Annotated in this window: 28 protein-coding genes, 1 tRNA gene and 1 pseudogene; 22 read left to right on the top strand and 8 right to left on the bottom strand. The window is 66.1% G+C overall.

Annotated features, from left to right (window positions below; translation table 11 throughout):
- The first annotated feature begins 11 nt into the window (after positions 1-11).
- Positions 12-494 (top strand): macro domain-containing protein, encoded by a 483-nt coding sequence (locus P3102_RS36790; RefSeq protein ID WP_276365257.1) that lies wholly within the window; start codon positions 12-14, stop codon positions 492-494.
- 12 nt (positions 495-506) lie between these two features.
- Positions 507-1,088, top strand: a complete 582-nt coding sequence (locus tag P3102_RS36785; RefSeq protein WP_276365256.1) for a hypothetical protein — start codon at positions 507-509, stop codon at positions 1,086-1,088.
- 449 nt (positions 1,089-1,537) lie between these two features.
- On the opposite strand, the gene P3102_RS36780 is transcribed toward P3102_RS36785, so the two are convergent.
- Positions 1,538-1,765 carry a hypothetical protein gene (locus P3102_RS36780; protein WP_276365255.1) on the bottom strand — a complete coding sequence of 76 codons (228 nt, stop codon included), beginning with the start codon at positions 1,763-1,765 and terminating at the stop codon, positions 1,538-1,540.
- Between the two features lie 512 nt (positions 1,766-2,277).
- Between P3102_RS36780 and P3102_RS36775 the strand changes: the two genes are divergently transcribed.
- The gene (locus P3102_RS36775; protein ID WP_276365254.1) at positions 2,278-3,102 is read left to right on the top strand and encodes a hypothetical protein; all 825 of its coding nucleotides are present in this window, start codon (positions 2,278-2,280) and stop codon (positions 3,100-3,102) included.
- A 54-nt stretch (positions 3,103-3,156) separates the two neighbouring features.
- Here the strand turns inward: P3102_RS36775 and P3102_RS36770 are convergent, their stop codons facing one another.
- On the bottom strand, positions 3,157-3,819 hold the full coding sequence (locus tag P3102_RS36770; protein WP_276365253.1) for a YdcF family protein: 663 nt from the start codon (positions 3,817-3,819) through the stop codon (positions 3,157-3,159).
- A gap of 13 nt (positions 3,820-3,832) precedes the next feature.
- A complete protein-coding gene (locus P3102_RS36765; RefSeq protein ID WP_073845835.1) occupies positions 3,833-4,600 on the bottom strand; it encodes a GntR family transcriptional regulator in 768 nt (255 codons plus the stop codon).
- Positions 4,601-4,768: 168 nt separating this feature from the next.
- On the opposite strand from P3102_RS36765, the gene P3102_RS36760 reads away from it, so the two are divergent.
- The 8 genes and pseudogenes from P3102_RS36760 (at position 4,769) to P3102_RS36725 (ending at position 11,315) form a co-directional block, all read left to right on the top strand.
- Positions 4,769-5,230, top strand: a complete 462-nt coding sequence (locus tag P3102_RS36760; RefSeq protein WP_101611406.1) for a hypothetical protein — start codon at positions 4,769-4,771, stop codon at positions 5,228-5,230.
- A gap of 303 nt (positions 5,231-5,533) precedes the next feature.
- Positions 5,534-5,782: a hypothetical protein gene (locus P3102_RS36755; RefSeq protein WP_276365250.1), complete on the top strand. Its 249-nt coding sequence runs from the start codon at positions 5,534-5,536 to the stop codon at positions 5,780-5,782.
- Complete coding sequence (locus P3102_RS36750; RefSeq protein WP_276365249.1) at positions 5,760-6,014, top strand: AMED_5909 family protein; 255 nt, start codon at positions 5,760-5,762, stop codon at positions 6,012-6,014. The genes P3102_RS36755 and P3102_RS36750 overlap by 23 nt, the downstream gene beginning before the upstream one ends.
- Before the next feature lie 309 nt (positions 6,015-6,323).
- A pseudogene (locus P3102_RS36745) lies at positions 6,324-7,897 on the top strand (FtsK/SpoIIIE domain-containing protein).
- Entirely contained in the window at positions 7,894-8,280 is a 387-nt protein-coding gene (locus P3102_RS36740) for a hypothetical protein (protein WP_276365248.1), read from the top strand. The pseudogene P3102_RS36745 and the gene P3102_RS36740 overlap by 4 nt, the downstream one beginning before the upstream one ends.
- Positions 8,280-9,899 (top strand): replication initiator, encoded by a 1,620-nt coding sequence (locus tag P3102_RS36735; protein ID WP_276365247.1) that lies wholly within the window; start codon positions 8,280-8,282, stop codon positions 9,897-9,899. Before P3102_RS36740 ends, P3102_RS36735 begins: the two co-directional genes overlap by 1 nt.
- A gap of 17 nt (positions 9,900-9,916) precedes the next feature.
- On the top strand, positions 9,917-10,135 hold the full coding sequence (locus tag P3102_RS36730; protein ID WP_276365246.1) for a helix-turn-helix domain-containing protein: 219 nt from the start codon (positions 9,917-9,919) through the stop codon (positions 10,133-10,135).
- 1 nt (position 10,136) lies between these two features.
- On the top strand, positions 10,137-11,315 hold the full coding sequence (locus P3102_RS36725; protein ID WP_276365245.1) for a tyrosine-type recombinase/integrase: 1,179 nt from the start codon (positions 10,137-10,139) through the stop codon (positions 11,313-11,315).
- A 94-nt stretch (positions 11,316-11,409) separates the two neighbouring features.
- On the opposite strand, the gene P3102_RS36720 is transcribed toward P3102_RS36725, so the two are convergent.
- A tRNA-Gly gene (locus P3102_RS36720) sits at positions 11,410-11,480 on the bottom strand.
- A 112-nt stretch (positions 11,481-11,592) separates the two neighbouring features.
- On the opposite strand from P3102_RS36720, the gene P3102_RS36715 reads away from it, so the two are divergent.
- From P3102_RS36715 to P3102_RS36705, 3 genes are all read left to right on the top strand, one after another.
- On the top strand, positions 11,593-12,798 hold the full coding sequence (locus P3102_RS36715; RefSeq protein WP_276365244.1) for an oxygenase MpaB family protein: 1,206 nt from the start codon (positions 11,593-11,595) through the stop codon (positions 12,796-12,798).
- 13 nt (positions 12,799-12,811) lie between these two features.
- A complete protein-coding gene (dcd, locus tag P3102_RS36710) occupies positions 12,812-13,393 on the top strand; it encodes a dCTP deaminase (RefSeq protein ID WP_125679521.1) in 582 nt (193 codons plus the stop codon).
- 230 nt (positions 13,394-13,623) lie between these two features.
- On the top strand, positions 13,624-14,319 hold the full coding sequence (locus tag P3102_RS36705; protein WP_276371517.1) for a CAP domain-containing protein: 696 nt from the start codon (positions 13,624-13,626) through the stop codon (positions 14,317-14,319).
- Here P3102_RS36705 and P3102_RS36700 read toward each other — a convergent pair.
- From P3102_RS36700 to P3102_RS36690, 3 genes are all read right to left on the bottom strand, one after another.
- Positions 14,313-15,296, bottom strand: coding sequence for a cation diffusion facilitator family transporter (locus P3102_RS36700; RefSeq protein ID WP_276365243.1), 984 nt, complete (start codon positions 15,294-15,296; stop codon positions 14,313-14,315). The two genes, P3102_RS36705 and P3102_RS36700, sit on opposite strands and share 7 nt — an antisense overlap.
- A gap of 30 nt (positions 15,297-15,326) precedes the next feature.
- Positions 15,327-15,839 carry a DUF742 domain-containing protein gene (locus P3102_RS36695; RefSeq protein WP_276365242.1) on the bottom strand — a complete coding sequence of 171 codons (513 nt, stop codon included), beginning with the start codon at positions 15,837-15,839 and terminating at the stop codon, positions 15,327-15,329.
- A gap of 218 nt (positions 15,840-16,057) precedes the next feature.
- On the bottom strand, positions 16,058-18,352 hold the full coding sequence (locus tag P3102_RS36690) for a (Fe-S)-binding protein (protein WP_276365241.1): 2,295 nt from the start codon (positions 18,350-18,352) through the stop codon (positions 16,058-16,060).
- Between the two features lie 152 nt (positions 18,353-18,504).
- Between P3102_RS36690 and P3102_RS36685 the strand changes: the two genes are divergently transcribed.
- The 3 genes from P3102_RS36685 to P3102_RS36675 are packed head-to-tail and all read left to right on the top strand — an operon-like array spanning position 18,505 to position 19,849.
- Positions 18,505-18,831 carry an SMR family transporter gene (locus P3102_RS36685; RefSeq protein ID WP_276365240.1) on the top strand — a complete coding sequence of 109 codons (327 nt, stop codon included), beginning with the start codon at positions 18,505-18,507 and terminating at the stop codon, positions 18,829-18,831.
- The gene (locus P3102_RS36680; protein ID WP_276365239.1) at positions 18,832-19,392 is read left to right on the top strand and encodes a TetR family transcriptional regulator; all 561 of its coding nucleotides are present in this window, start codon (positions 18,832-18,834) and stop codon (positions 19,390-19,392) included. It abuts the gene before it with no gap.
- 22 nt (positions 19,393-19,414) lie between these two features.
- Positions 19,415-19,849, top strand: a complete 435-nt coding sequence (locus P3102_RS36675) for a GNAT family N-acetyltransferase (protein ID WP_276365238.1) — start codon at positions 19,415-19,417, stop codon at positions 19,847-19,849.
- A gap of 67 nt (positions 19,850-19,916) precedes the next feature.
- Here the strand turns inward: P3102_RS36675 and P3102_RS36670 are convergent, their stop codons facing one another.
- Positions 19,917-20,456: a YbhB/YbcL family Raf kinase inhibitor-like protein gene (locus P3102_RS36670; protein ID WP_276365237.1), complete on the bottom strand. Its 540-nt coding sequence runs from the start codon at positions 20,454-20,456 to the stop codon at positions 19,917-19,919.
- Between the two features lie 161 nt (positions 20,457-20,617).
- On the opposite strand from P3102_RS36670, the gene P3102_RS36665 reads away from it, so the two are divergent.
- The 5 genes from P3102_RS36665 (at position 20,618) to grpE (ending at position 26,320) form a co-directional block, all read left to right on the top strand.
- On the top strand, positions 20,618-21,385 hold the full coding sequence (locus P3102_RS36665; RefSeq protein WP_276365236.1) for a DUF4097 family beta strand repeat-containing protein: 768 nt from the start codon (positions 20,618-20,620) through the stop codon (positions 21,383-21,385).
- Between the two features lie 27 nt (positions 21,386-21,412).
- Positions 21,413-22,084 (top strand): DUF4097 family beta strand repeat-containing protein, encoded by a 672-nt coding sequence (locus tag P3102_RS36660; RefSeq protein WP_276365235.1) that lies wholly within the window; start codon positions 21,413-21,415, stop codon positions 22,082-22,084.
- Positions 22,081-23,493, top strand: a complete 1,413-nt coding sequence (locus tag P3102_RS36655) for an alpha/beta hydrolase (protein WP_276365234.1) — start codon at positions 22,081-22,083, stop codon at positions 23,491-23,493. Before P3102_RS36660 ends, P3102_RS36655 begins: the two co-directional genes overlap by 4 nt.
- A 167-nt stretch (positions 23,494-23,660) precedes the next feature.
- Positions 23,661-25,538, top strand: coding sequence for a molecular chaperone DnaK (dnaK, locus tag P3102_RS36650; RefSeq protein WP_276365233.1), 1,878 nt, complete (start codon positions 23,661-23,663; stop codon positions 25,536-25,538).
- Positions 25,535-26,320 (top strand): nucleotide exchange factor GrpE, encoded by a 786-nt coding sequence (grpE, locus tag P3102_RS36645; protein ID WP_276365232.1) that lies wholly within the window; start codon positions 25,535-25,537, stop codon positions 26,318-26,320. Before dnaK ends, grpE begins: the two co-directional genes overlap by 4 nt.
- Position 26,321: the final 1 nt, after the last annotated feature.

Here is a 26,321-nt window from a genome sequence, read left to right as displayed (position 1 = left end):
GGGAGGCGAAAATGATCGAGGAAGCAACCGGCAACCTGCTCGCGGCGGATGTTGATGCCCTGGTGAACACGGTGAACACCGTGGGCGTGATGGGCAAGGGTATCGCCTTGCAGTTCAAGCGGGCTTTCCCGGAGAATTTTCGTCAGTACGAGAAGGCGTGCAAAGATAAACAGGTACGCCTGGGTGAGATGTTCGTGCACGAGTGGGACGCGATCACCGGACCGCGGTTCATCGTGAACTTCCCCACCAAGGGGCATTGGAAGGCCCGGTCGCGGATCGAGGACGTCGCCAGCGGGCTGCGAGATCTACGGCGGGTGATCGTGAAGTACGGAATGACCTCGATCGCCGTGCCACCGTTGGGGTGCGGTAATGGTGGGCTGGATTGGGCACAGGTGTATCCGATGATCCAGGATGCGCTGGGTGACCTGGACGGGGTGCGGGTGCTGGTGTATCCACCGGCGGATGCGCCTGATCCGAAGGACATGCCGGTGTGAACGAAACGCCCTGTGGTGACCAAAGCGAAAGCCGCGCTGCTGTTGGCGTTCGAGCGGTACCGCGACCGTAGCGTCAGCTCAGGATCGTCCGATAGCAGCGCGATCTCGTTGGTGGAAGCGCAGAAGGTCGCATACTTCTTACAACTGGCTGGTGGGAAGACGACGTGGACGTTCACCCCAAGCCATTTCGGCCCCTACGCCTCCACGATCGACCAGTTCATCAGCAGCGTCGAAGGCCACTTCCTCCACGGCTTCGGGGACGGCAGCAGCGGCAGTAAAGCCACCCTCACTCTCGAAGAGAGCGCACTGCAAGAAGCGCGAGAGGTGCTGGGCGGGGACGAAGCCTTCCGACGAACTTTGGAGCGGTTCGAGGCCATCGTGGACGGATTTGAGTTCCCGTATGGGATCGAGCTGCTGTCGACGGTGCACTACGTGGTCTCGCACGCACCCAGCACGCCGTCGCTGGATGAGGTCGTGGCGGCTATCGGCCGCTGGTCGGAACGGAAAGGGCGACTGTTCAAACCGCGTCAGGCGCAAACCGCCTACCGTCACCTTCAGCAGGTCCAACTCGTGGACACCACCGTCACCATGTGACATTCGCGCTGGTGCCAGGATAGTGGGCTGCTTAGCGAGCATGTTCGCCGCCGAGGACGATCGGAATCCGGCCGAGTATGTTGCTGGAGCCTCGGCAGGCAACGGAAAAGAGGTGCCTCCCGAGCCGGGAAACACCCTTTCTGACCTGCTGAAACTTTTTTGGAGCGGATGACGGGAATCGAACCCGCGTATTCAGCTTGGGAACCAGGGTGATCATGCTGGAAAGTGGCTCTGACCTGCGGATGCGCCTGCCCTGCTGTGTCCGCCGTTGACCTTGGTTGACCGGCCTGAATGGCACGCTAATGGCATGGCCTGCGCTCCACCCACACCTCCCCCGCCATCCCGATACGAAGCCAGCACGCGGCCGGTGGTGCCGGGTCAAGGCACGCTTTCCCGCCTTGACGCGGTGCTACCGGCCGTAGTCATGATCCGGCTTCGGGGTGGCGGCTCTAGCGTTCGGACAGCTTGTGGCTGAGCTTGTCCATGGCGTCGGCGAGGTCGGCTGCTCCCCGGAGGCTGATCGAGTCGTCTTGCATGTCCTTCAACTGGTGATACACCGCCAAGAGCCCTTCGGCGGTGGCCAGCTGGATCGGGTCTGTGCCTTCTCTGGCCTGGTCGAGCACGTGGCGTGCTGCGGCGGCGTGTGCCTCTGCTGCGGTGCGGTCTGAAGTCGGCATGAGGTCGACTCTCCCAGCGACGCTGGGATGCGTAACTAGGCCGATGAGCTGATCGCCGTCAGCGGCGGCGCGCTGTGCGGTCTATCGGTCCGGCACGCCCACCCGGCGGGCGGCGGCCGGAGCGGAGCGGCAGGCCGTCCGTCCCGCGAGCGGGTGGGCCGCCGAACGGAAGGTGACGTGCGCGCCGCCGCTGGCGGCGCGCCTTGATCCCATAGAGCCAAGTTCGGCAAACCTCAGGCTCTGTTCGCTGAGGAATGTCCGGGCCCTGGTTCGGTCAAAGCCAACGCTATGCAGGTAACGATCAGGCGCACAACTGTAACGATTTCCTGCGGTTCGCGATTGATGGTCATCACGTATGACGCATCCAGCATGCTATGAAAGGGAATTAATTGATGTCGAGTGACCAACCTTCTGCGCCTGGCGCTGGTGGCCAACTATTGTTGAAGTGGAAGACTGTAGGCTTGGTAGGAGCCCTGACAGGTGTTGGCTGCCTTGGGGTTCTAATCACGGTAGTGAGTATCAAAGATATCGACACCTTGTCCACCGTCGCGCTAGTGCTCGCAATACTTGCGTTCGCAATTCAAATTATGATATTTGTTGCGCAAACATCTGCGGCGGCTGAGCAGAGCAAATCTACTTTGGAAATCAACGCTGAGACGAAATCGATACTCAGCGAGTTGCGCGCAAGGACGCAGGCTACGAATGATACTTTGAATACGCAGTTCGGTAAGTTGCTCGATAAGATGCTTGTCGTCACTCATGAGTCTGAGAAGAACGTTGCGGAAGATGCCGAGTCTGATCCAGCTGAAGTTTTTGAGTCATACTTTCAAGAGATGCGGTCGGCTCTGACGGAACTCAAGCAGGAGGTGAATGCGTCGACGAGGGCTTCTGCTGGTGGACCTGATGATCAAATTCATTTTCGGCACCTGAAGCACCGAATGAGGTCGCGCCCGTCTAATGTTGTAATCGAGCGCCTTCTAAGAGAAGGTTTGGAAAATTTGAGCGACGAAGCAGCGCGAACTCTGGCCGAACTGGCTGTATCAATGTTGGGAGCCCGCAGTCTGCGGGATGCGACCATTGTCGCTGAGTCGGATTCGCTTGGAATTAAGCAGCTCATAAAGCACGATTTAATTAGGGTTGATGGACGAGTTCGGCTTTCTAAGTTTGATGGAACTCGACCTCTGTACAGTTTGACTGATAAAGGTTTACAGCTGGCTCGACTGGTGACCGCAGAGGGGCTGACGTCAGAAGATTTTGCAAAGTTTCCATGGTTGGCCAAGGTTAAGTCGCCTTCCTTGTTTCGCTCCAATGGGTCGAAGAACTCCACTGATCATTAAAATGATTCCGGGCATGTCGATAGGTCGTAGATAAGAATTTGGCTGCCACAATCGTCAGATAAGCCGTTTTTTAAATCCTGCTTCGAGCAGGTTGTTGTAGGAATCGGAAACCTCTATAGGTACTTCCTGTGGGATGGCGAAGCCGCGTTCGGCGTAAACGGTGATGCGCTGCGTGTCACCGACCAGCATGTTGATGACGCGGTCCACGTCGCCGATGCTCTCGATGTACTCGTCCAGCGGCAGCGGTCGTGAAGCGCAGATGACGTCGACGTCGGGCCAGAGCTTCTTGCAGGTCGCGTACGCGCGTCGCTGCTGGTACGGCCGAGAGATGAGGACGACCGACCTGACCTCGATGCCGCGTGACTCCAGCAGCTTCCGAGTGAGCGTGATGTTGTCGCCTGTGTTCCGCGCCTCGGGTTCGACCAAGATGGCGTCATCCGGTACGTCCAGCTCAAGCGCATGTTCGCGGTAGTGCACCGCCTCGCCGCGCGGAAACCGTTCGACAGTCGTCGCCGCGTTGGCCCCAGTGAAGACGATGAGCGGGAACATTCCAGCGTGGAACAGTTCCGCGGTGAAGGTCGCGACCCCGAGATCGTGACTACCGAGTCCGATCCCGACGTCGGCGGGCCGGAGTTCGTGGTGCATGTCGTGGTAGTCCCAGAGCGTCTGGACGTCGGCGCGGAGGTCGTTCGGCAGGGTGGTCGAGCGCTCGGGCATGGGGTCTCCGGGGTCAGTCGGGGATCTTGAAAGTGTAGGTCCAGGAGAAGCGGCTTGCGGCGTGCACGCCTCGTGCGAATTCGACCACGCGGCCGTCCTCGGTGTACGTGCGGCGTTGCAGGACCATGACGGGTTCGCCTGCGGGCAGTTCGAGCTGTTCCGCCTCGTCGGGCGTCGGCATCCGCGCGTAGAAGGTCTCGGTCATGGTGTCCGGCTCAAGACCTTGCAGGGTGAGGACCAGAAACCCGCCTCCTCGTCCGGCTGGGCCGGGGGTTGGGTCGACGATGGGCGTGCCTTCGACGTCGGCGGGCCGGTAGTAGCTGGTGAGCACGTGGGTGGGCTGGCCGGCGTCCTTGACCAGTCGTGCCCGCTCGTAGACCGGTGATCCGACGATGACACCGAGGGCGTCGGCGACCTCTCGGTCAGCTTCGATCTTGGCGACGGTCTGCGTCTGGTCGGTCGGCTTCCAGTCGCGGCCGGACGCTTCACGGTCTGCAACGAAGGCGACGGTATCGCCGTACTTCCACTTGCTCTTCGCGTACCGATCCTTGCCCAGGCGCTTCATGGGCGGGCGTGCACGAACGACTGTCCCGCGTCGTCTGATCGGCGTGACCAGTCCTTCGGCTTCGAGGACCCCAACGGCCTTGCGAACGGTGTTGACGTTGACGTCGTACTCGTCGGCCAGCTCGTCTTGCTTGGGCAGCGTGGTGTCCGGGGCGTAGTCGCCCCGCTGGATCGCGTCTCGCAGGATCGCGGCCAGCTCTCGGTAGCCAGTGCCCACCTGGTCCTCCTTCGTCGGTCGATAACGCTAGCGGTATCACCCCATCATGGTCTACGGAGACAGATAGAGATAGTTCTATTGACAACAGGGGCGACGAAGCGCTTAATAGAACTACCTCTAACAGGTGCAAGCCCGGTAGGGCTCCAGAGACGACAGGAGACAGACGACATGGCGATCGCCAAGGGACACCGTTTCGAGATCGACTTTGATGCCGCGTTCCCGCTGGGGCTGGTGATGGTCGGAGAGGTCGCGCCGGACAACGAGTACCAGTCGCGGGAAGACCGCTCCGCAGGTCGACCTGTTCGTCAGCGGGTCGACGAAGTGACGGGCAAGCGGCAGTGGAAGGCCACGGTCACCGACCCGAGCGAGACCAATTCCAAGCGCGCGTCTTACGACGTCACGTTCCTGGCCGATGTGCAGCCGGTGCCGACCACGTCGGAGGTGCTGCCGGGGATGCGGCCGATCGAGCTGGAGGGCCTGACGGCTGAACCGAAGGTGGCTGGTCAGGGCGAGTTCAAGTACCAGTCCTACGTATTCCGCGCGACCGGTTTCAAGGCTGCCGCATCGGGTGGCGCATCCAAGTCGGGCCGTGCCTCCAACACTGCCGAGTCCACGCCCAAGGCGGCGTGATGACGGGCCGGGTGCCTGGCAGTCAGGGCGTGGCCGTGGTTCTACCGCACCTGGTCCAGAGCTGGGAGACGGCGTATCGCCACTACAGCGCGATGACGCAACGGACCGCACAAGGTGGGGATGCCTTGGCGGCGCATGACATGGCCGTCGCTTCCTGGGCGGTGGCCTCGGCGTGGCGGGAGCTGGCGACTCAGGGTCAGTTGCCGTGGTGGGTGCTGGCTGCGGTGTCGGCGGCGGCCGAGGGGTTCGAGGAGAACGCGCGGTCCTGGGAGATCCGTGCTTACAGCGAGGAAGGGCAGGTCCGTGGCGTTCAACGCGATGTGGAAGCCGGGACGGCGGGCGGTCGCGGGAATGCAGGGCAATGGTTCGGCGAACCCCGCTCTGGTGATCTACCTGGATCCGGACAGCCTGGCGATCCTGCCGCCGTCCGACCCGGCCGAGTGGCCGGAGTTCATCCGGCTCCTTCGCCAAATCCGCGACAGCGCGGACGAACTGGCCGTCTTCCTCGCCAAGCATCAGGTGGCGCGCGATGACGACACCCGGCCGGAATGAACCCCAAACCCTCCGAGACGCGCACGCGGTCGCCTCGGCCCGCAGGCCGAAGCCGGGGTCGAACCTGGAGACGTGGCTGAAGTTCCACCAGACCAACGCGCGCATGTACCGCGCTGTGTCTGATGTGGACCGAGGGCATCACCACGAACTTCGTTACTGGGTGGGCTATGAGGAGCGGAAGGCCGAGGAGGTGGCCGCGCAGATCCAAAAGGGCAAGTCGCAAGTCAGCTAGAAACTGAATGACAGAGCGAAAAACGCACGCGGGGACGTGCGGCGTACAAACACGTCCTCACACGCTTCCCTTGTCTCGTAAGGCGCAGAACCGGTAACTGGCCTAGGAACCTCGCCGGTTCTGCGCTGTCCACAACCTCTGGAAGTGAACAATGACAACGCTAAACGATGGCAACAAGCGTCCGCTAGACGGGGTCACCCGAACGCGCTGCACAGTCTGTAAGCGGTTCGCCAAGCTCCTGCCCGGCGAGACGGAATGCGCTCCCTGCCGGGGAATGCTGCCGCTGGACCTGACTGGCGGTGGTCGCCGATGAACGCGAACGGGGTCGGTCTTCTCTTGGTCGGCGGCGGGGTGCTGGGTGTGGTGGTGTGGCTGCTGCACAAGCTCGGCCGCGCCTTGGCCACGATCGCGGAAGTCCTCGCCGCCGCAGCGGTGGTCTTCATCGCCCTGTGGTCAGCCGTGAAATTGTTAGTGTGGCTGGGAAAGCAGGTCTTCACGCACTGGAGGACCAGCCTCGCCGTGATCGGTGCGGTGGCCTGGTGGCAGTGGCTAGGCTGGCTCTCACTCGCCATCACCGTCGGTTCGGTCGGCGTGGTGCTGGTGGTGTGGCGGCTGCTCGACGTGGTGTCGTTCGACCGGTGCTGCGGCCGGTTCCTGCGGGCGTGGTGGCTGCGCTGGTTCACCTACACCCGAAAGCTTCCCGGCTGGCTGCACGCCTGCGGCCTGTCCATCTCCGACGGCACGGTGCCCGTCGACGTGACCGTGAACCTTGTCGGCCGTCGCCGGAAGGCGGTCTCTCGCGCTACTGGTGGTGCTGCGGTGCAGGTGCCGAAGGTGCTGGGTGTGAAGTCGGGGCCGTCGTGGGATGAGGTGCGTGTCCGGCTCGTGCCGGGGCAGAAACCGGAAAACTTCGACGACGCTGCCCGCGCTTTGGCTGTGGCTCGCAAGGTCACGCGGTGCCAGGTGCAGGAGCTCGAACCCAACGTCGTCTCGCTCGACTTTCAACGCCGGGACCTCCTCACAGCACCTGTTGACTGTGCGGAGCTACCCGAGCTGGCGGCCGTCGACGGCGTGGATCTGCGGCGGGTGTTCGCCGGACGGACCGAGTACGGGAAGGACTGGCGGCTACCGCTGACCGGTCCGGGCGCGCACATGCTCGTCGCCGGGCGACAGGCGCCGGAAAGAACTCCGTGATGTGGTCCCCACTGGTGTCGGCCGCCTCGGCGATCCGGGCCGGGACGGTGCGTGTCTCGGGGATCGACCCGAAGGGGATGGAACTCGCTTACGGGCGTGGAATCTTCGCCCGCTACGGGGTTGCGGGCAAGGAAGCGATCGAGGTCCTGGACGACCTGCTCGACGGCCTTGAGTCCCGCAAGCGCGACTTTGCCGGGCACACCCGCAACGTCCCGATCTCCACCGATCACCCCTTGGAGATCTTGGAGTTCGACGAGATCGGCGCGCTCACCAAGTACACCGACCGCAAGACCCGCGAAGCCATCGTCGAACGGGTCGCGATCCTGACCACACAGGGCCGGGCGCTGGGCTACACGGTGCGCGGATACGTCCAAGAGCCGACGAAGGACACCGTTCCGGTTCGTGAGCTGTTCCCGCGCCGGGTGTGTCTGCGCGTCACGTCGAAGACGCACGTCGGGATGGTCCTGGGCGACGGCGCTTACGAACGCGGGGCGTGGGCTAACCGGATCGAGGAGTCGGCTGCGGGCGTCGGCTACATCTGGGGTGAGGGCATCCGCGAACCGCTGCGGGTCCGCGCGGGCTGGGTCCCGGACGAGACGGTCAAGGCACTGGAGACCTACGTGACCAACGGCGGTGCTCATGTCGTCGACCTGGCCACCCGTCGCGGTCCCGAGGGGGTGGCGGCGTGAATCGCGTTTTGGTGTTCCTCGATGCGATCCGCGATCACCTCGACTCCTACGCCTTTCCGCCGGTTGCGTCCGTGCGCGTTGGGATTGGTCCGGACCCGGTTTCTGTCCAGCTCGACACCGACCGTCTGACGGACGTGGCGCGGGGCCTGGTTGTCTGGGCGGATTCGCTAGAGAACGTGACCGCCTCGATCTGGCGGGTTCCCCATGGCGGCCGTGTGCACCTGGAAGTACAGGGCCGGACTCCCTGCGGCATCCCGGTCGTGGTCTACGGCGGAGTCCGGTTCGACGAAGTGACCTTCCCGGACCTGCCTGCGAGGATACGGCAGGAGATGCCGGTGTTCGTGCTGCGGCAGTGGAGTACGCCTGGGGAGGTGGCCGCCTGATGAGCACCCAGGAATCCGCGGTGACCATGCCGGCCAAAACGCGGGCCGCTCGGATGCGCGAACCCCTCGCCTCCGACGTGGTCAAGGCGACCGCTGAGAAGCACGGCGTGTGCGTCCGGCCGTTCACGATGGAAGTCGGCGACACCGACACCGGCGAACTCCGCTACGTCCCCGTTCCTTGCGGCTCGACCATCGAATCGGTCTGCCTGCCGTGCGCCCGCAAGGCGAAAGCACTGCGACAGGTCCAGTGCCGCGAAGGCTGGCACATGACCGAAGAACCCGACTTCACCGCAGAGCAACCAACCGAGACACAGACGGAGCTGTTGGCGTTCCGGGCTGATCTGGTGGCGGCCTACCGTGAAGTGAGCGACCAGGCCGAGGCCGATGAGCTGCGGGAGGAGATCCAAGGAGTCGACGACGAACTTCGGCAACTCGGGATGCGGGGCCGTCTTCCGTCGATCGACCTGCCGACGAAGCGGGCGGTGAAGCGCTCGACCAAGCGGCGGCAGGACGCGCCGAACCTCCCTCGACGCAAGGTCGCCAAGACCACCGTGGGCCGGGAGTACGCGGGACGGTTTCGGCCGTCGATGTTCGTCACGCTCACCTGCGACACCTACGGTTCGGTTCGGTCGGACGGTTCCCCGGTCGATCCGTCGACTTATGACTACCGGCGGGCGGCTCGGGACGCGGTGCACTTCTCCGCGCTGGTGGACCGGTGGTGGCAGAACCTCCGGCGGGTCGTCGGCTGGGACGCGCAGTACTTCGCGACCGTGGAGCCTCAACGCCGGGCGGCTCCGCACCTCCACGCGGCAATTCGAGGTTCAGTGCCGCACGACGTGATCCGCCAAGTCACCGAAGCGACCTATCACCAGGTCTGGTGGCCCAACCATGACCATGTCGTCTACGTCGATCGGATGCCGCTCTGGGACGGCGACCGCCGGGTGTTCGTCGACCCGGACACCCGCGCACCACTGACCGACTGGGACGACGTGATAGAAGCCGTGGAAGACCCGGCCCACGTGGTCACCTTCGGGCGACAGGTCCACTCGAAGGGCATCCTCGGAGGGACGGAGGAAGCCGGGCGGCACATCGGCTATCTCACGAAGTACCTCACCAAATCCACGGGTGAGGTCGTCGAAGCTGACACCGCGCGGCAGAAGGATCACCACGACCGGTTGCACGCGGAGCTGTCGGTGACACCGTGCTCGCCTCGGTGCGCGGTGTGGTTGCTCTACGGGATCAATCCCAAGGGCGCCAACGGAAAAACCACGCCAGGGCACTGCAAAGGACGGGCGCATCGGCGGACCACGCTCGGCCTGCCGGGGCGGCGAGTGCTGGTGTCGCGGAAGTGGTCCGGCAAGACGCTCGTCGACCACAAGGCGGACCGGAAGGCGTTCGTCCTGGAGGCGCTGGCGGCGGTCGGGATCGAGAAACCAGCACCGGACCCGGCTCGGCTGGTCTGGCGCAAGGTCGACTCCGGCGACCCGTCCGTGCCACCTCGGGACCACCTGGTGATGCACGCGATCTCGGAACGGATCACCTGGAAAGCCGAGTACGACAAGGCATTGCTTGCCGCACAGAGCCCGCCCGATCTTTCGGCAACTCCGCTGGCGGCCTAGGAACTGGGGAGGCGAACGTGGAAAAGAACTACCTGACCGTCGAAGAAGCGGCGGCGTATCTGAACACGCGCGTCCGGTTCGTGCGGCGCTTGATCGCTGAGCGGCGCGTGGCGTTCCACAAGGTCGGCGTACATGTGCGGTTCGCCGTCGCTGATCTTGAGGAGTTCATCCAGGCCGGTCGGGTCGAGCCGATCACTCGGGCTTCGGTGGTCCGGGACCTCGGAAGGGCGGCCTGACATGGCGAAGAAGCGCGGGCGGCGCGGTTTCGGCAACGTCCGGCAGCGCGCGTCGGGTAAGTGGCAGGCGCGTTATCCGGGGCCGGACGGCCAGATGCGGAACGCTCCCACCATGTTCGCCAGCAAGCGCGCGGCCGAACAGTGGTTGTCGGTGACGGAAACGCAGATCATCCAGGGCGAGTGGATCGACCCTGAGAAGGCGAAGATCACGCTTGGGCACTACGCGGACCAATGGATTACACAGCGACCCGGCTTGCGTCCTCGTACGATCGAGTTGTACCGCTGGCTTCTGAGGAAGCACATCGAAGCGGATCTCGGCGGCGTCGAGCTGGGCAAGTTGTCGACGGCGATCGTTCGGCAATGGCGTGCGGATCGGCTGGCAGCCGGAGTGTCGGAGTCGGTCACTGCCAAGGCGTACAGGCTGCTCCGGGCGATCCTGACTACGGCCGTCGACGAAGACAAGATCTTGCAGCGGAACCCGTGCCGGGTTCGGGGTGCCGACAAGGAGAACCCGGCGGAGCGGCCGGTCCTGACCGTTCCTCAGGTATTCGATCTGGCCGGGCGGATGCCGGAGCGGTTCCGGGCGCTCGTACTGCTGGCCGCGTTCGCGTCACTTCGTTGGGGTGAGGTGTCGGCACTGCGACGGTGTGACGTCGCGGAGGACGGGAGCTGGGTCCGGATCTCGCGGGCGCTGGTCGAGGTTCCCGGACGTGGGCTGATCGTCGGTCCGCCGAAGTCGCGGGCAGGAGTGCGGACGCTGATCGTTCCGGCGGCGATTCGGCGGGATGTGGTGAAGCACCTCGACGCGTTCGTGAAGCCGGATCACGACGCGCTGCTGTTCACCGGTGAGCGTGCGGGCAACCCGGTGCGTCGGCCGAACTTCAGTCAGCGGACGAAGTGGACGGAGGTCGTGGCGAAGATGGGGCTCAAGGGCCTGCACTTCCATGACCTCCGGCACGCGGGGAACATCTGGGCGTCGAAGGCGGGCACGTCGACCAAGGACCTCATGGCGCGGATGGGGCATGACGACATGCGGGCGGCGCTGATCTACCAGCGGGCGACCAGCGACGCTGACGAACGGATCGCCGACCGGCTGTCGAAGCTCGTCGACCAGCATCGGATGGGCAAGCCAGACGACGATGACGACGGTCTGAGCGGACAGCCGGTGCCCGTCGGCTAATGGCCCGTTAATGGCCCAGCCGGAAGATCACCCGGACAAAGCGAAAGCCCCAGGTCCTAAGTGGACATCCACTGACCTGGGGCTTTCGCGGGAGAGCGGATGACGGGAATCGAACCCGCGTATTCAGCTTGGGAAGCTGATGTTCTACCATTGAACTACATCCGCAGTGCTCGGCCAGCATACACGGTCCGGATCTCCCCGTGTCATGACCCCACCCCGCCTTGACGTCGCCGCACTCAAGTGACAACACTTGTTGTCTACGTCGGAGGTGAGCCGGATGGACGAGAGGCTGCCCGACCCCGAACTGTTCCGCCAAGGCGGGTTCCGGGTCGCGTCGAGGTTGTTCATCGAGGGTGACATCAGGGGTGACGAGCGGCAGGTGGCCCGGCTGCGGAGGTTCGCGCAGCGGGAGGATCCGGCGGCCGACGTGCTGGTGCCCTTGCTGCGGGGAGGTGCTCAAGAACAGTTCGAAAGGGCGCTGCGGCAAGGCATCCAGAGTGTCGCGAGTCCTCCGGAGGAGCTCGAAGCCTTCTTTCACAACGTCGAGGCGACGCCGTACTGGGTCGACCAAGACCGGTTGGAGCGCGGAGCGCGGGCGATCACGCGTGCCGGGTTGCTCGGTCTCTTTCCGCTCGGTGACGTTTCGCTGATGGGCGGCTATCTCGCGTCGCGTGCCACGAAGTCGCTCGTCGGCACGGGCGAGATCGAGTACAAGGCGGCGCAGCGGCTCGTCGAGACGGCGACCTGGTGGATCCACGTGACGACGCCGGGTGTGCTGGTGCCCGGCGGGCGTGGGTACGAGGCCGCGTTGCGGGTGCGGATCGTGCACGCGCATGTCCGCGCCGCGATGAACCGCCGCAAGGACTGGGATTACGCCGCTTGGGACAGGCCGGTCAACCAGGTCCAGACCGCGGGCACGCTCCTGCTCTTCTCCCTCGTCTACGTGTTCGGCACGCAACTGCTCGGGCTCCGCTACAGCGCTCGCGAGCGCGCCGACATCCTGCACCTTTGGCGTTACGTCGGCTGGCTGATGGGCGTCGACGAGGAGCTCCTGCCCGCCGGCGAGGACGACGCCTGGCGGTTGCTGTGGCTGCTCGCCACCACCGAGTTCATCCCCGACGACGATTCCAAACGGCTCGCCGCGGCGCTCATGAAGTCCCACGCGGCGATCGGTGAGGGCCGGGGCGCGATGGGCAAGGTCCTCTCGCATGTGTCGGTCGCGGCGCACGGGTCGATCAGCAGGCTCCTTCTCGGCAAGGCCAACGCCGACTTCCTGGAGCTGCCCGACGATCCGATCGCGCAGGCGGCCGTGGTCGCGGTGGCGGGCGTCAACTTCGCCGCCGAGACGGTGCGGCGGATGGTGCCCGGCGCGACGGCGCTCCAGGAGCTGATCGGAGCCGCCGGCCGTCGCCACTACCTCCGGCAGGTCACCAAGGTGTTCCGGCTCGACCCCACCTACGGCAGGCACATGAAGGCCGCTTGACTACGCTGACCGCGTGCTCCTCAGCGACCGTGACCTCCGTAAAGAACTCGACGCCGGCCGTCTCGGTGTCGACCCGTTCGACCCGACGATGGTCCAGCCGTCGAGCATCGACGTGCGACTCGACCGCTATTTCCGCGTGTTCGACAACAGTAAGTACACCCACATCGACCCGCAGCTCCAGCAGGACGAGCTGACCTCGCTGGTCGAGAAAGAGGGCGAAGACCCCTTCGTCCTCCACCCCGGCGAGTTCGTGCTGGGGTCGACGTACGAGACCGTCACGCTCGCCGACGACCTCGCCGGCCGTCTGGAGGGCAAGTCCTCCCTCGGCCGCCTCGGCCTGCTCACGCACTCCACCGCGGGCTTCATCGACCCCGGCTTCTCCGGTCACATCACGCTGGAGCTGTCGAACGTCGCGAACCTGCCGATCACGCTCTGGCCGGGAATGAAGATCGGCCAGCTCTGCATCTTCCGCCTGTCCAGCGCGGCGGAGTTCCCGTACGGCTCGAACGAAGCCGGTTCGCGCTACCAGGGGCAGCGGGGGCCGACTCCGAGCCGCGCGTACAAGAACTTCCACCGCGTCGACACCTGGCGGTGAGCGGCCACCGGCCTGAATGGGCGGTCCGCAAGGCGGGCCAGAACCACCCGGACGGTCAGCGACACCCACGAGTCGATCACCAAGACGGATCACGGTAGGCGACCGCTGGCCGGTATTACTACTTTCGGAGGTATTGCCGTAATCAGTTCGTGATAGTTTTCGGCCCCGTGTCCCCCAATAGAACACGAAGCCGGTTACTGTTGGTCACGCTCAGCGTCTTGCTGGGCGGGATGATCGCCAGTGCGAGCTACCTGATGGTGACCGATCGGTTCCAGGGGACTGCGCTGAGCAATCTGTCGCTGAGTGTCCCCGACACCAAGGGCAACTCCGGTGATGCTCTCGCGAAGCCGCCCTCCCACTTCGGCCAGACGCCCGCTCCCGCTCTTGGTGGTCCCGCGTCGGGTTCGCCCGCTCCGACGACGTCTTCGGCCGCTCCCACGTCTTCCTCCGCGTCGCCGCCGAGTTCCGCGTCCGCCTCGGCCGAGCCGTCCGCCCAGCCTTCCGAGGCGCCGAAGCCGACGCCCAGCAAGGCTCCGGAGCCGCCTCGTGCGCAGGACGGTTCGCTCGCCGCCCAGGTCGTCGACCTCGTCAACGCCGAGCGCGCCGAAGCGGGCTGTTCACCGGTGAGCAACGAGTCGCGCCTCACCGCCGCCGCGCAGGGCCACAGCGACGACATGTCCGCCCGGAACTACTTCTCGCACACCACGCCGGAAGGCGTCACGTTCGACCAGCGCATCCGCGCCGCCGGCTACGACAAGCCCGGCGCCGAGAACATCGCCAAGGGCCAGTCGAACGCCGCCAAGGTGATGGCCGCCTGGATGAACTCCGAGGGGCACCGCGCGAACATCCTCAACTGCAAGCTGAAGAAGATCGGTGTCGGCGTCAACACCAAGGGCATGTACTGGACGCAGAACTTCGGCTACTGACCCTTGCCCCAGTCGCCGTAGCGGGCCAGCACGGCCGCGCGCAGTTCGGCGTCCGTGCGCGGGACCGGTTCGATGAACACCTCGGTGACGTCGCCGAAGGTCCGCGTCAGTTCGGTCGCCATCCGGACGCAGGCGTGTTCGACCTCCGCGGCGCCGAGTGCGTCGTCGAAATCGACCCTGGCGCATACGAGCACCTGATCGGTGCCCATCAGCATGGTCTGCAGGTCGACGACGGCCTCGACCTCGGGTGCGCCCCGCATGTGGTCGCGCACCGCGCGCACCAGCCTCGGATCCGCCTGCCTGCCGATCAGCAGGCCGCGGTTGGTGCGCCCGAGCACGTACGCGACGAGGGCCAGCAGCACCCCGATCGCGATCGACGCCGCGCCGTCCCAGACCTGCGAGCCGGTGAGGTGGTGCAACCCGATCCCGGCGAACGCGAGCAGCAGGCCGATCAGCGCGGCCGAGTCCTCGAACAGGACGGTCTTCGGGGCGGGGTCGTCGATCATCCGCAGGTAGACCGAGACCTTCTGGCCCGACTTCGCGGCATCTCGCCGCACCTGCCGCACGGCCTGGAACCACGAGACGGACTCGAGGGCGAACGCGATCGCGAGGACGACGTAGCCGACGATCGGGTCGGTCTGCTCGGTCGCTTCGCCGAACACCGTCGAGAAGCCTTCGTAAAGCGCGAACATCGCACCAGAGGCGAAGATCGACACCGCCGCGAGCAGCGACCAGAAGTAGCGTTCCTTGCCGTAGCCGAAGGGGTGGACGCGGTCGGCGGGACGGCCCGAACGTTTCAGCGCGGTCAGCAGGAGGACTTCGGTGATCGTGTCGGCCACCGAGTGCGCGGCTTCCGACAGCATCGCGCCGGAGCCGGTGATGACGCCGGCGATCAGTTTCAGCACGGCGATGGCGAGGTTGACCCCACCCGCCAGTACCACCGTCAGGGTGCTTTCGTCACCGGATTCTTCACTCACCTCGCGTAGCGTAGTGCGAGTGCGCCGATCTCACAGGCGACGCAAGCCCTGCAGGACCCGTTCCATCAAGGCGAGTGCCGGATGACCGTCGAATTCAGCCTGCGTTTCATGAACGGTGACCAAACCGAGTTCTGCCATATCACCCAAAAGGACCTTTGCAACGCCGAGTGGAACGCTGAGTGACGCCGCTACTTCGGCGACGGAAGTCGGACGGCGGCACAGTGCTCTCACCGAATGGAATTCGACACTGAACCCGGGCGCGGTCCACGGCGCGTCGTTCCGGACGGAAATCATCGCTTCGATGGCGAAGTTCCGCTTGGACTGGGTGCGTCCGCCCGTGCGGACGTACGGGCGGACGCGCGTGCGGCGCCGTTCCTGCCGCGGAGGCCGCCTGGCTGCCGGGATGCTGGGGATGGTCGCTTCCTGGGCCGTTCTGGCGAGCGCCGCGGTCGACGGGAGGCGCGCAGGGGGGCGAAGGTTCGGCGAGCCCGGCATCGCGAGGCGGTGTTCCTTGCCGGAGCGGAGTTCGTGCCGATTGCCCATTGATTTCCTCGCCCCTGTTTTTCGAGCCCCTGCCCGCTCCTGCGGTCGGCGTCGCCGAAAGAAACCTCGTGGACGACAACGGCAACGAGGAAACGCCAGCCTATCGTTGCCGTGTACCGCCGAACGGGTAACGGGACCGAATGGCCCGGCCGGATAAAACAAGAGGGAACATTCTCTCGCATTATGTGCGAGAGAATGTTCCCTCTGGCCGCGGACCTCTACTTGTCTTCCTCGGGAAGCGGCGTGCCGGTGGCCGTTTCGTCGGTGGGCACGTCGGCCTTTCCGTCGAGTTCGGCATCCGAGACGGTGTCCAGGGACGGCGCTCCCGCCGGGACCGGTTGCGGCTCCGGCTTCCGCTTGACGGCGGTCAGCAGCAGCTGGGCGACGTCGACGACCTCGACCTTCTCGCTCGCCTGTCCGTCGCTCTGACGCGCCGTGACGCCGTCGGTGAGCATCACGCGGCAGAACGGGCAGCCGGTCGCGATCTTCGAAGGCGCGGTGCCGAGCGCTTCGTCGACGCGCTCGACGTTGATGCGCTTGCCGATCTTCTCTTCCATCCACATCCGCGCGCCACCGGCACCACAGCACATCGAGCGGTCGCCGTGCCGCGGCATCTCACGCAGTTGCGCGCCCGAAGCGCCGACGAGCTCACGCGGTGCGTCGTAGACCTTGTTGTGGCGGCCCAGGTAGCACGGGTCGTGGTAGGTGACGTCCTCGGCGACCGGCGCCACCGGGGTCAGGTGCTTCTCCCGCACCAGGCGGTTGAGCAGCTGCGTGTGGTGCACGACGTCGAACTGGCCGCCCAGCTCCGGGTACTCGTTCGCGAGGGTGTTGAAGCAGTGGGCACAGGTGACGACCACCTTGCGCGCCTTGCGTTCGCGGCCCTCGAACACCGAGTTCAGGATCTCGACGTTCTGCTGCGCCAGCATCTGGAACAGGAACTCGTTGCCCGCCCGGCGGGCCGGGTCACCGGTGCAGGACTCCTCCGAGCCGAGCACGGTGTACTTGACGCCCGCCATGTGCAGCAGTTCCGCGACAGCGCGGGTGGTCTTCTTCGCGCGGTCCTCGAACGCGCCGGCGCAGCCGACCCAGAAGAGGTACTCGGTGTCACCGAGGTCACCGTCGAACACCGGCACCTCGAAGTCCAGGTCCTCGGTCCAGGCGAGCCGGTCCTTGGCGTTCTGGCCCCACGGGTTGCCCTTGTTCTCCAGGTTCTTGAACATCCCGTTGAGTTCGCTGGGGAACGCGGATTCGATCATCACCTGGTAGCGGCGCATGTCGACGATGTGGTCGACGTGCTCGATGTCCACCGGGCACTGCTCGACACACGCGCCGCAGGAGGTGCAGGACCACAGCACCTCGGGGTCGATCACGCCGCCGTCATCGCCGATGAGGGCCTTCTGGGACTCCGCGATCGCGAGGACGTCGATGCCGGCGTACATGTTGTCGCCCGACAGGCCGACCTCGTCACCGGCCATGTCGCGCTTGCCGCCCGCGAGCAGGTACGGTGCCTTCGCGTAGGCGTGGTCCCGAAGCTGTGTGATGAGCAGCTTCGGCGAAAGCGGCTTGCCGGTGTTCCACGCCGGGCACTGCGACTGGCAGCGGCCGCATTCGGTGCAGGTGGAGAAGTCCAGCCAGCCCTTCCAGCTGAAGTCCTCGATCTTGCCGACGCCGAAGGTGTCCTCGTCCGGGTCCGCCTCTTCGAGGTCGAGCACCTTGCCGTTGCTCATCATCGGCTTGAGCGCGCCCAGCGCGACGCCGCCGTCGTCCTCGCGCTTGAAGTAGATGTTGAAGAAGGCGCTGAACCGGTGCCACGCGATGCCCATGGTCATCGTGCGCGCGATGACGAACAGCCAGACCGTGGCGCTCATCAGCTTGACGAACGCGAACACCGAGACCAGGTTCGGGCTGGCGGGCAGCAGTTCACCGATGGGATGCGAGACGAACGCGGCCCAGACCGGGGTCTCGTGGACGTTCATCGCGGACTTCGCGGCGCGGACACCGATGATGCCGATGCCCTCGATGAGCACGACGGCCTCGATGAAGTACGCCCACTTGAAGTTGGAGCCCTGGAAGCGGGACTGCCGGTCGGCGCGCCGCGGGTGGTTCTTCTGCCGGATCCCGATCAGCACCAGCGCGCCGACGATGGTGCCGACGCCGAGCACCTCCATCAGCAACTGGAACAGCGACCAGTCGTCGAGGACGGGCCAGCCCCACGTCGGGACGAAGACTTCGCCGTACGCCTCGAACAGCGCGAGCGACCCGAGGATGAAGCCCCACATGACCAGCCAGTGCGCGGCCCCGACGCTGCGGATCTTGTTCATCCGGGTGTGCGCGGCGAATTCCTTGATCAAGGTCTTCATCCGCGGCAGGAACGGGCCGTTGCGGGTCGAGTCGGGCTGGCCGAGACGGATCACCCGCACGAAGCGGGCGATGGTCGCGAAGAACATTCCCCAGGCGACTACGCCGAGCAGGACCGAGATCCCGCCGAGCGTGAGCTGTACAGCGCCCATCGTCGGGTGCCTTTCGTCCGAGTGAAGCTGTGGTGGTGGGGGCAGACTAATGCTTCTTACTGATGGGTAACCCACTGACCGCGCCCAAGTCCCACCGATGTGGTGTACGCCTCTCTTTGTTTTAAGACGATCGTCCAGGTACTTTTTGTGACATGGGTGCGTACCTTCTCCTCGCTTTGGCCATCGCCGCGGAGGTATCCGCGACGGTGTCGTTGAAACTTTCCGAGGGCTTCGGCAAGGTGGGCCCGTCGATCGTCGTGGTCGTCGGCTACGCCGTCGCGTTCGTCGCGCTCGCGTACGTGCTGAAGGCGGGCGTGCCGATGAGCGTCGCCTACGCGATCTGGGCCGCGGCCGGTGTCGCGCTGGTGGCCGCCGTCGGCATGGTGTTCTTCTCCGAACCCGTCAACTTCTCCGTGATCGCCGGGCTGGTGCTGGTGATCGGCGGCGTCGTGCTGATCGAGGCAGGGAGCACCCACTAAGTGAAGATCCAGGTCGACGGCCGGAAGGCCAGGGGTGAGAAGCGGCGCGACGAGATCATCGCGGCCGCGTTGCGGGTGATCGAACGGGACGGCGTCGCCGGTGTCACCCATCGGACGGTCGCCGCCGAAGCCGGCGTGCCGACGGCTTCGACGACCTATCACTTCTCCAGCCTCGACGACCTGCTGATCGCGACCCTCATCTCGTGCGCGCGGGACATGGCGACCGAGGTCTACTGGATGATCGACCGCGCCCGTTCGCGCGGCAGCCGCGGCGCGGAAGAGGTCGCCGGGTTGCTCGCGCAGGCGCTGGGCCCGCGGCGCGGGCGGACGATGGCGGAGTACGAGCTGTACCTGCTGGCCGCGCGCAAACCCGAGCTGAGGCCTGCCGCACGGCGCTGGCTCGACGTGCTGACCTCGATGGTCCGGCACGACGACGAGGTGGCGTTCCGGGTGTTCCTCGCCGGTATCGACGGCCTCCTGATCCAGGGCCTCATCGACGACGAGCCGCCGTCCGCGGAGGAGCTGCGGCCGGTGGTGGACTACCTGCTGAAACCCCGTTGACCCGCCGGGTAATTTTCGGATCATGAGGATTGTCGGCGCGTACGAACTGGACGACGACCCGGCTCGGGTGGACCTCGGCATGGTGTGGAAGTACCTGTCCACCAGCGTTTACTGGGGCAAGTGGCGAGACCGCGAGGCGATCGAGAAGGTCTTCAGGAACGCGTGGCGTGTCGTCGGCGCGTATGAGCGCTCGACAGGCCGCCAGGTCGGCTTCGCGCGGGCGTTCTCGGACACCATCGGCAGCGCGTATCTCGCGGACGTCTTCGTCGTCGAGGAGGCGCGCGGTGCGGGGCTCGGCAAGGAACTGGTCCGGGAGATGATCGACAACGGGCCGGGTGCGGAGTTCCGCTGGATGTTGCACACCGCCGACGCGCACGAGCTGTACCGGCCGTTCGGCTTCGGCGACCCGCCCGAGGGGCAGTACATGGAGCGGAACCGGGCCAACGGGCAGGTCTAGCGCAGCGTCCGCGAAGGCCTCCTTACCTACCCTGAGAGCAGGGAAAGAGGCCTTCGCGGAAAGCCGGTCAGTCCTTGTTCTCGTGCAGGGCCGTAAGCGTCGCCCGGCCGATGGCGTGGCTGAAAAGGTTGAAGCCGAGGAAAGCCGGCGTAGCGTCTTCGCCGACTTCGAGCTTTTCGACGTCCACAGCGTGCACCGCGAAGATGTACCGGTGCGGTCCGTGTCCGGGCGGCGGGGCGGCGCCGAGGAACTGCTTCACGCCTCCGTCCCCCTTCAGGGTGACGGCGCCCGCCGGAAGGCCGGAGCCGGTCTCGTCACCCGCGTTCGCGGCCAGCGCGGTCACCGACGCGGGGATGTCGAACACCGCCCAGTGCCAGAACCCGCTCGCCGTCGGCGCGTCGGGGTCGTAGCAGGTCACGGCGAAGCTCTTGGTCTCGGCGGGAAAGCCCTCCCAGGACAGCTGCGGGGAACGGTCTTCGCCGCCCGCGCCGAAGATCCCGGAAAGGTGGGGTGTCGGCAGGAAGCCGCCTTCTTCGATGTCGGTGCTGCTCAAGGTGAAGGCAGGCAGATCGGGCAGTGAATCGTACGGATCGGGTGCCTGCGGCATGCGTCCTCCTGATCGTGGAACCGATGACGAAGCCAGGCTAGGACCCCGAGGACCCCGGTGCGGGATCAGGGACGATTCCGGGGGTTACCCCTATGTCCATCCCGCCGCCCTGCCCTTAGCGTCGAGCTACACGAAAACCTGCTCTGGAGGGACTCAAGACCATGGCGCGCCCACTCCTCGCGATCGGAGGCATCGCGTTGATCGGCGTCGGTGTCCTCACCGGCCTCGGCTGGTGGTGGCCGTCCGACGCGGAGGCCACCTCGGAGGTCACCCAGCCGATCCGCAGCGTGCGGATCGAAAACGACGAGGGTGGCGTCAAGATCCGCACCGGCGCGGGGCCGGTCCGGGTCCACCAGGAGTTCGAGTACCGCTGGGACAAGCCGGGCGACTCGTTCCGGGTGGACGGTGACACCCTGGTCCTCGCGGGCTGCGGCAGCAACTGCGAGGTCCGTTACGACGTGGTGGTCCCGGCGGGCATCCCGGTCACGGGCACCTTGAACTCGGGGGCGCTCGACATCGCCGGTGTGTCCACTGTGGACGTCACGGTCGACTCCGGCGCGGTCGACGTGCGTGACGTGCCGGGCACGGTGAAGGTGCGGTCCGACGCCGGTCGCGTCGAACTGGCGAACATCGGCCAGGCCGTCACGGTGCAGGCGTCCTCCGGCGCCATCAAGGGGGAACGGCTCGGCGGCGATGTCGAGGCCCGCACCAACAGCGGCCGGATCGAACTCGAACTGGTCAAGGGCGCGGACGTCACCGCGCGGACCGACAGCGGTTCGGTCGAGGTCACCGTTCCGGCGGGCGACTACGACGTCACCGGTACCAGCGACAGCGGCCGCCGCGACATCGAAGTGAACCAGTCCGGTTCGGCCCCGCACAAGCTCGATCTCAACACCGACAGCGGAAGCGTCAAGGTCGAAGCGGCCTGACGGAATTCATCGGGGGAACACTTTCTCATGGGAACCAAAGAGAAGCGCGTCCTCGGCGCGCTCGCTCTCGGCGCGCTGACCGCCTTCGGGATCGTCGGCTGCACCACCGAAAGCCACGAAAAACTGAGTGACGGCGCGCCCGTCACCGAGCGGATCACCGCGATCCGGGTGGACGTCCCGGTCGGCGCGGTCACGCTCCGGGTCGAGGACGGCGCACCCGTCTCGTTGCGCCGCGAAGTGACGTACACCGGCAAGAATCCAGGCAAGACGTACAGCGTCGAGAACGGCACGCTGGTCCTCGGCGGCTGTAAGCAGTGCGGGGTGGACTACGACGTCGTGGTCCCGCGCGAGCTGGCGATCTCCGGGTCCATCGGCACCGGCAAGATCACGCTCGCCCGCGCCGCTTCGGTCGATTTGAAGGGGGACGTCGGCGACTTGAAGGTGCTGAGCACGTCCGGGCCGGTCACCCTGCGCACCGGCACCGGTGACATCGAGGTCGGTCTCACGAAGCCGGGCGCGGTCACCGCGAACGCCGAGGTCGGCAAGGTCGTCGTCACCGTGCCCGACGGCGCGTACCGGATCCGCGCGAAGGCGGAGACCGGCAAGGTCGAAACCGGTGGTGTCCGGCAGGACCAGGCTTCGGTGAACGTTCTCGACCTCGAGTCCGGCACCGGCTCGGTCACGGTGAAGCCCGCATGAAGACGTTTGCGGTGGTCACCGCGCTGACCCTCTTGCCGCTTTCCGCGCTGCCCGCGGCCGCCGCGCCCGGGATCGACTGGAAGCCGTGCGCGACCGAGTACGCGCCGACGCTGGAATGCGCGAGCCTTCCGGTGAGTGGTGGCTTTTCCCTCGCGCTGGCGAAGCTGCCCGCGACCGATCCCGCGCGCCGGGTCGGTTCGTTGCTGACGAACCCCGGCGGGCCGGGTGGTGCCGGGGTCACCGTGCTCAAGTACGGCGGTCGTGGTCTCGCGTTGGACAAGCCGGAAATGGCCGAAGCGCGGCAGCGGTTCGACGTGATCGGGTTCGACCCGCGTGGCGTCGGGAAAAGCACGCCCGCGATCGCCTGCGCGCCGGAGCTGCACGACCCCGCGCTCAGCCGTTTCCCGCGGAGCCGCGCGGACTACGACAAGCTCATCGCGCACAACCGTGCCTCGGGCAACGAATGTCTCGAGAGGACAGGCCCTGCTTTGTCCTCTGTGGACACCTGGCGGGCCGCGGACGACATCGAAGCGATCCGGGTCGCCCTCGGCGAGCCACAGGTGAACTGGCTCGGTGTCTCCTACGGATCCGAACTCGGCGCCGTGTACGCGGAGAAGTACCCGAAGCGCGTCAGGACGATGGTGCTCGACGGCGCCATCGACCACTCCCGGCCGACACGGCTGGCGATCCTCGACGAGGCCATCGCGACGGAAAGCGCGCTCAAGGACTTCGCGAAGTGGTGCACGACCTCGTCCGACTGCGTGCTTCGCGGCAAGGACGTCCTCGCCACCTACGACGCGCTGATGCGGACGCCCGGCGGTGTGCCGTCGAAACAACTGGGGCGGAACGTGACCGCCGAGGAGCTCGCGGCCGGGATCTACGGCGGGCTGATCATCCCCGCGTTCTGGCCGGACGTGGCGAAGGGAATCGAAGCCGCGACGGCCGGGAAACCCGACGCGGACGCGCTGGTGCCGTACTCCCAGCTGGACCCGTCCTACGGCGCCTACCGCTCGATCGGCTGCCACGACTTCGGCTCGCCGTTCACCTCCTACCCCGACATGAGGGCGATGCAGGGCCTGGTGAAGGCCCTCGCGCCGCACAGCTGGCGGTACTCGGAGTTCTGGGACATCACGAGCGGCTGTGCGGGCTGGCCGGTGCCCTCGGCGTACCTCCCGCGGCCGCAGAAGGTCTCGGGTGCGGCACCGATCCTGGTGGTCGGCGGCGAACACGACCCCGCGACGCCGCTGGTGTGGGCGAAGGGGCTCGCGCGGAACATCGAGAACTCGACGTTGCTGATCGACGCCGGGTACGGGCACACAGGGCTGCTGAACTCAGCCTGCGTGCGCACCGAAGAGGTGAAGTACCTGGTGAGCGGGGTCACACCCGCTCCGGGCACGGTCTGCCGGTAGTCCGGGAACAAGACGCCCCTGCCGCTCGTTGAGCCGGATACAAGGTTGAGTGCAGTTGGCTCAAGTCCGGCTTGACGGAAGCCGCACCGGCCCGATACAACTTGCGTTGAGCCCGCTCAAGGTGGGCGAGAACGTGCAGGTCACGAAACTAGCAGGAGGATCACACCATGGCGCGAGCGGTCGGCATCGACCTCGGCACGACCAACTCGGTCGTCGCTGTCCTTGAGGGCGGCGAGCCGACGGTCATCGCCAACTCGGAAGGTTCACGCACCACCCCGTCCATCGTCGCCTTCGCCAAGAACGGCGAAGTGCTGACCGGCCAGCCGGCGAAGAACCAGGCCGTGACGAACGTCGACCGCACGATCCGGTCGGTCAAGCGGCACATCGGTACCGACTGGAAGACCGAGATCGACGGCAAGGCCTACACCTCGCAGGAGATCAGCGCCCGCGTGCTGATGAAGCTCAAGCGCGACGCCGAGGCGTACCTGGGCGAGACCATCACCGACGCGGTCATCACCGTCCCCGCCTACTTCGAGGACGCGCAGCGGCAGGCCACCAAGGAGGCCGGGCAGATCGCCGGCCTGAACGTGCTCCGCATCGTCAACGAGCCCACCGCGGCGGCGCTGGCGTACGGCCTGGACAAGGGCGAAAAGGAACAGACCATCCTGGTCTTCGACCTCGGTGGCGGTACCTTCGACGTGTCGCTGCTGGAGATCGGCGAGGGTGTCGTCGAGGTCCGCGCGACCTCCGGTGACAACCACCTCGGCGGGGACGACTGGGACGAGCGGATCGTCACCTGGCTGGTCGACAAGTTCAAGTCGTCCAACGGCATCGACCTCACCAAGGACAAGATGGCGCTCCAGCGCATCCGTGAGGCCGCCGAGAAGGCGAAGATCGAGCTTTCCAGCTCGAACTCGGCCAGCATCAACCTGCCGTACATCACCGTGGACGCGGACAAGAACCCGCTGTTCCTCGACGAGCAGCTCTCCCGCGCCGAGTTCCAGAAGATCACCTCGGACCTGCTCGAGCGCACCCGCAAGCCGTTCAACAACGTCATCCGGGACGCCGGTGTCGCCGTCGGCGACATCGACCACGTCGTGCTCGTGGGTGGTTCCACCCGCATGCCCGCCGTGTCGGACCTGGTCAAGGAGCTGACCGGCGGCCGCGAGCCGAACAAGGGCGTCAACCCGGACGAGGTCGTCGCCGTCGGCGCCGCGCTGCAGGCCGGCGTGCTCAAGGGCGAGGTCAAGGACGTCCTGCTGCTCGACGTGACCCCGCTTTCCCTCGGCATCGAGACCAAGGGCGGCGTCTTCACCAAGCTCATCGAGCGCAACACCACGATCCCGACCAAGCGTTCGGAGATCTTCTCCACCGCGGACGACAACCAGCCGTCGGTGCAGATCCAGGTGTTCCAGGGTGAGCGCGAGATCGCGGCGCACAACAAGAAGCTCGGCATGTTCGAGCTGACCGGTCTTCCGCCCGCCCCGCGTGGCGTGCCGCAGATCGAGGTCACCTTCGACATCGACGCCAACGGCATCGTGCACGTCCTCGCGAAGGACCTCGGCACGAACAAGGAGCAGTCGATGACGATCACCGGTGGCTCCGCGCTGCCGAAGGACGACATCGAGCGCATGGTCAAGGACGCCGAGGCGCACGCCGAGGAGGACAAGCAGCGCCGCGAGGAGGCGGAGACCCGCAACCAGGCGGAGACGCTGGTCTACCAGACCGAGAAGTTCGTCAAGGACAACGAGGACAAGCTGCCCGACGAGCTCAAGGGCAAGGTGAAGTCCGCGATCGACGAGGCCAACGAGGCGCTCAAGGGCACCGACTCGGCGAAGATCCGCGAGTCCATCGAGAAGCTGAACACCGCTTCGCAGGAGCTGGGCACCGCGCTCTACGCCAACGCGGCGGGCAACGCCGCCGACGACGCCGCCGCCGGTGAAGGCGCCACCGGGACCGCGGGTGCGGGCACCGGTTCGCAGGCCAAGGCCGACGACGTCGTCGACGCCGAAATCGTCGAAGAGGACGAGAAGGACAAGAAGTGACGGGACGCTACGACGAGACCGAGGGCCGGGGCCCGGACGAACCGGTGGTCGTGCGGGACCGCCGGCGGGTCGATCCGCTGACCGGCGAAGTCACTTCGGCCGCCCCGGAGGCCGAAGCCAAGGACGGTCCGAAGCACGCTGCTCCCTCGGAGGACTCCGTGGAGCAGGCCGTTCCGGTAGAGCCGGAGCCCGCCGCACACGCGGGCCCCGGCCTCGGGGACTCCATCGTGGGCGACTCGGTGTCGGTGGCCACCGGACTGGAGAAGGAGCTGGCGGAACGCACCGCCGACCTCCAGCGCCTCCAGGCCGAATACGCCAACTACCGCAAGCGTGTCGACCGGGACCGCGAGCAGGTCGTCGCCGGGGCGAAGGCGTCGGTCGTCGGTGACCTGCTCCCGTTGCTCGACGACCTCGAGCGCGCGGAGCAGCACGGCGATCTGACGGGTGCCTTCAAGGCGGTCGGCGAGAAGCTGGTCGGCAGCCTGCAGCGGTCGGGGCTCGAGCCGTTCGGCACGGAGGGTGAGCCCTTCGACCCGAGCGTGCACGAGGCCGTCCAGCACAGCACGTCGCCGGACGTCACCGGGCCGACGGTCACCACGGTCATGCGCCGCGGTTACCGCTTCGGTGAACGCGTGCTGCGCGCGGCGCTGGTCGGGGTCACCGACCACGAGCCGGGTGCCGCTCCGGCACCCGCGGCGGCGGCGCAGGACGCCCCGGTGGACCCGCCCGTGGGTGGCGAATTGCCGCTCGAGGGCGAACTTTTCGATGAGAACAATCGCTGAT

The organism is Amycolatopsis sp. QT-25 (assembly GCF_029369745.1).
GTDB lineage: Bacteria > Actinomycetota > Actinomycetes > Mycobacteriales > Pseudonocardiaceae > Amycolatopsis.
The sequence above is the reverse complement of the archived record's forward strand: the minus strand, read 5'-3'. Positions and strand labels throughout refer to the sequence as shown.